We start from the raw sequence: 2,602 nt of genomic DNA on the forward strand, positions 1-2,602 counted from the left end.
TCTATTAACATGCTCATCATCAACCCAAGAGCTTCTCTCTTCATCGAAGCAAAGGAGACACATCATGAAACTCAAGCTGACCCTTCCAGCCCTGATGATCGCTACTATCCCGATGGCCGCACAGGCCGGGCAGGCATCTGTACTCACTATGCAGTTGAACGACCCCCTGGCCACATCTCACCAGGCAGCGAGCCAGGGTAACGAAGCGCCTGTCCCGATGAGGGAGTTTACCGGCGCTATCGGGAATGGCGGAAACAGCACTGCCATGGCGAAAGCCCGCGCTACCCTGAACGCGAAACATCATCACGCCACAGTCATCGAAGTGGCGGGTGACCCTTTGAAGCCGGCTCGGGAAGCTACCAACTCATAATGAAATTATCAGCCATTATGTTGGAAACGAGTTGATTGGCATATCCGTTCATTTGGTATCAGAACTTCACCAGTCCTTAAATCAGTCTAGCTTTACAGTATTGCTGCTGGGGGATTCGTGGAAATAACTGGAATAAAGTCATGCATAGTTCCGCTATTCAAAAAGCATGCTCAACGCATGGGAGCCTCGTTCCTCTGGCGCTGCGTATCCCCGCCGGCATCATCTTCATGGCACACGGCGCCCAGAAGCTGTTCGGCTGGTTCGGCGGTTACGGCCTGGAGGGAACCGGACAGTGGCTGGCCTCCATCGGCCTGGAACCCGGTTACCTGATGGCCCTCGCGGCAGGCAGTGCCGAGTTCTTCGGCGGCATCGCGCTGTTGATCGGCCTTTTGATCCGCCCGGCGGCTTTGGCCCTGGCCGTTACCATGCTGGTGGCGATCTTCAGCGTCCATGTCGCCAATGGCCTGTTCATGAGTAACAACGGCTATGAATTTGCCCTCTCGCTGCTGGCCATCACGGTATCACTGGCCATCAGTGGTGCGGGGCGAGCCTCGCTGGATCGATATCTGACGCGCCAAGTGCAATAAGCCTCACGGATTCACAGGAGACGCTCCATGGCATCACTGACCGAGGCAATTGCCCGTTTGTTTGGAAGACCGAAAGCCCGCAGCACCACTCAGGAGGTACAACCCATGACCAAGGTACTGGTTCTCTATTACTCCATGTACGGCCATATCGAGACGATGGCAAACAGCATTGCCGACGGCGCACGCCAGGTGGACGGCGTCGAGGTGACGGTGAAGCGCGTACCGGAAACCATGGACCCTGAAGCGTTGAAGGCTGCCGGCGGCAAGTCCGACCAGCAGGCCCCGGAAGCCTCGCCCAAGGAGCTGGCTGACTACGACGCGATCATCTTCGGCACGCCCACGCGTTTCGGCAACATGGCCGGCCAGATGCGCACCTTCCTCGACCAGACGGGTGGCTTATGGGCCAACGGTGGCCTGGTGGGCAAGGTGGCCAGCGTCTTTACCTCGACCGGGACAGGAGGGGGCGAGGAAATGACCATTGCCTCGACCTGGACCACCCTGGCGCACCACGGGATGATCATCGTGCCAATCGGCTATGCCACGCCGGAACTGTTCGATATTTCCCAGGTGGGTGGTGGTACGCCCTATGGGGCGTCCACCATCGCCGGAGGAGACGGCTCTCGCCAGCCCGATGATCGTGAGCTGACCATTGCCCGCTTCCAGGGCGAGACCGTGGCCAAGGTGGCAGCCCGACTCAAGGCCAACGGTTGAGGCTCAGTATCACCTCCTGATAAGCCCCTAAAGAAATGCGTCGGCAAGGTCCTGGTCAGGGAGGGGCCTTGCCGATTTTCATGAATACCAACCCACCCACCACAGAGCGAGCTGTCTCGAAGTGACAAGACGTCTCCCGCTCTCGGGAAAGGAGGAACACATGATCCTGCGACGTGCCAATGATCGCGGCTATGCCGATCACGGCTGGCTGCGCTCCCGACACACCTTCTCGTTCGCCGACTACTTTGACCCCGACCACATGGGGTTCAGGAAGCTGCGTGTCATCAACGAAGACCGCGTCCAGGGCGGTGCGGGCTTTGGTGCCCACCCGCATCGGAATATGGAGATCATCTCCTATGTCCTGTCGGGTGCCATGGCCCACAAGGACAGCATGGGAAACGGGGCGGTCATGCGCCCTGGCGATGTGCAGCGCATGTCGGCCGGCACCGGCGTACTGCACAGCGAATTCAATCACTCATCCAGCGAGGAACTCCACTTCCTGCAGATCTGGATCGAGCCGCAGCAGCGTGGCATCACCCCCAGTTACGAACAGAAGACCTTTCCTGAGCAGGAACGACAGGGCCAGTGGCGCCTGGTCGTCTCCCAGGAGGGGCGCGACGGCTCTGTCAGCGTGAATCAGGACGTCAACCTCTATGCAGGGCTATTCGATGCCGGTGAGCAGGTGAAGACGCCGGCCCTCCGTCATGCCTGGCTGCACATGGTGCGGGGAGAGGCTGAGGTCAATGGCCAGCAGCTTTCGGCCGGCGATGCCGCCGCCTTCCAGCCGGACGAACCCATCGAGGTGGTCGGCATCGAGGCCTCGGAGATTCTCCTGTTTGATCTGGCGTAACTCACCTGTCGTGAAGCTCTAGGAAAGTACTGCCGTATCAGGCCATTCGTGTTCTCGTTGGTCCCACGCTGCCCGGAGCAGTAC

General features: G+C 59.5%; 4 protein-coding genes. All 4 read left to right on the top strand.

The genetic code is table 11. From position 1 onward, the window contains the following. Positions 1 to 64 precede the first annotated feature (64 nt). Positions 65 to 370 (top strand): hypothetical protein, encoded by a 306-nt coding sequence (locus OP495_RS17110; protein WP_035414642.1) that lies wholly within the window; start codon positions 65 to 67, stop codon positions 368 to 370. A 140-nt stretch (positions 371 to 510) separates the two neighbouring features. After that, entirely contained in the window at positions 511 to 957 is a 447-nt protein-coding gene (locus OP495_RS17115; RefSeq protein ID WP_075369356.1) for a DoxX family protein, read from the top strand. A gap of 105 nt (positions 958 to 1,062) precedes the next feature. Next, positions 1,063 to 1,668 (top strand): NAD(P)H:quinone oxidoreductase, encoded by a 606-nt coding sequence (wrbA, locus tag OP495_RS17120; RefSeq protein ID WP_035414645.1) that lies wholly within the window; start codon positions 1,063 to 1,065, stop codon positions 1,666 to 1,668. Positions 1,669 to 1,828: 160 nt separating this feature from the next. After that, positions 1,829 to 2,518 (top strand): pirin family protein, encoded by a 690-nt coding sequence (locus tag OP495_RS17125; RefSeq protein WP_035414647.1) that lies wholly within the window; start codon positions 1,829 to 1,831, stop codon positions 2,516 to 2,518. Positions 2,519 to 2,602: the final 84 nt, after the last annotated feature.

The sequence above is a fragment of the Chromohalobacter sp. 296-RDG genome, from assembly GCF_029889885.1.
GTDB lineage: Bacteria > Pseudomonadota > Gammaproteobacteria > Pseudomonadales > Halomonadaceae > Chromohalobacter.

Excerpts from the sequence above, each read along its gene's own strand:
- OP495_RS17110 (WP_035414642.1), top strand. The coding sequence starts at position 65 with ATGAAACTCAAGCTGACCCTTCCAGCCCTGATGATCGCTACTATCCCG.
- OP495_RS17115 (WP_075369356.1), top strand. The coding sequence starts at position 511 with ATGCATAGTTCCGCTATTCAAAAAGCATGCTCAACGCATGGGAGCCTC.
- wrbA (WP_035414645.1), top strand. The coding sequence starts at position 1,063 with ATGACCAAGGTACTGGTTCTCTATTACTCCATGTACGGCCATATCGAG.
- OP495_RS17125 (WP_035414647.1), top strand. The coding sequence starts at position 1,829 with ATGATCCTGCGACGTGCCAATGATCGCGGCTATGCCGATCACGGCTGG.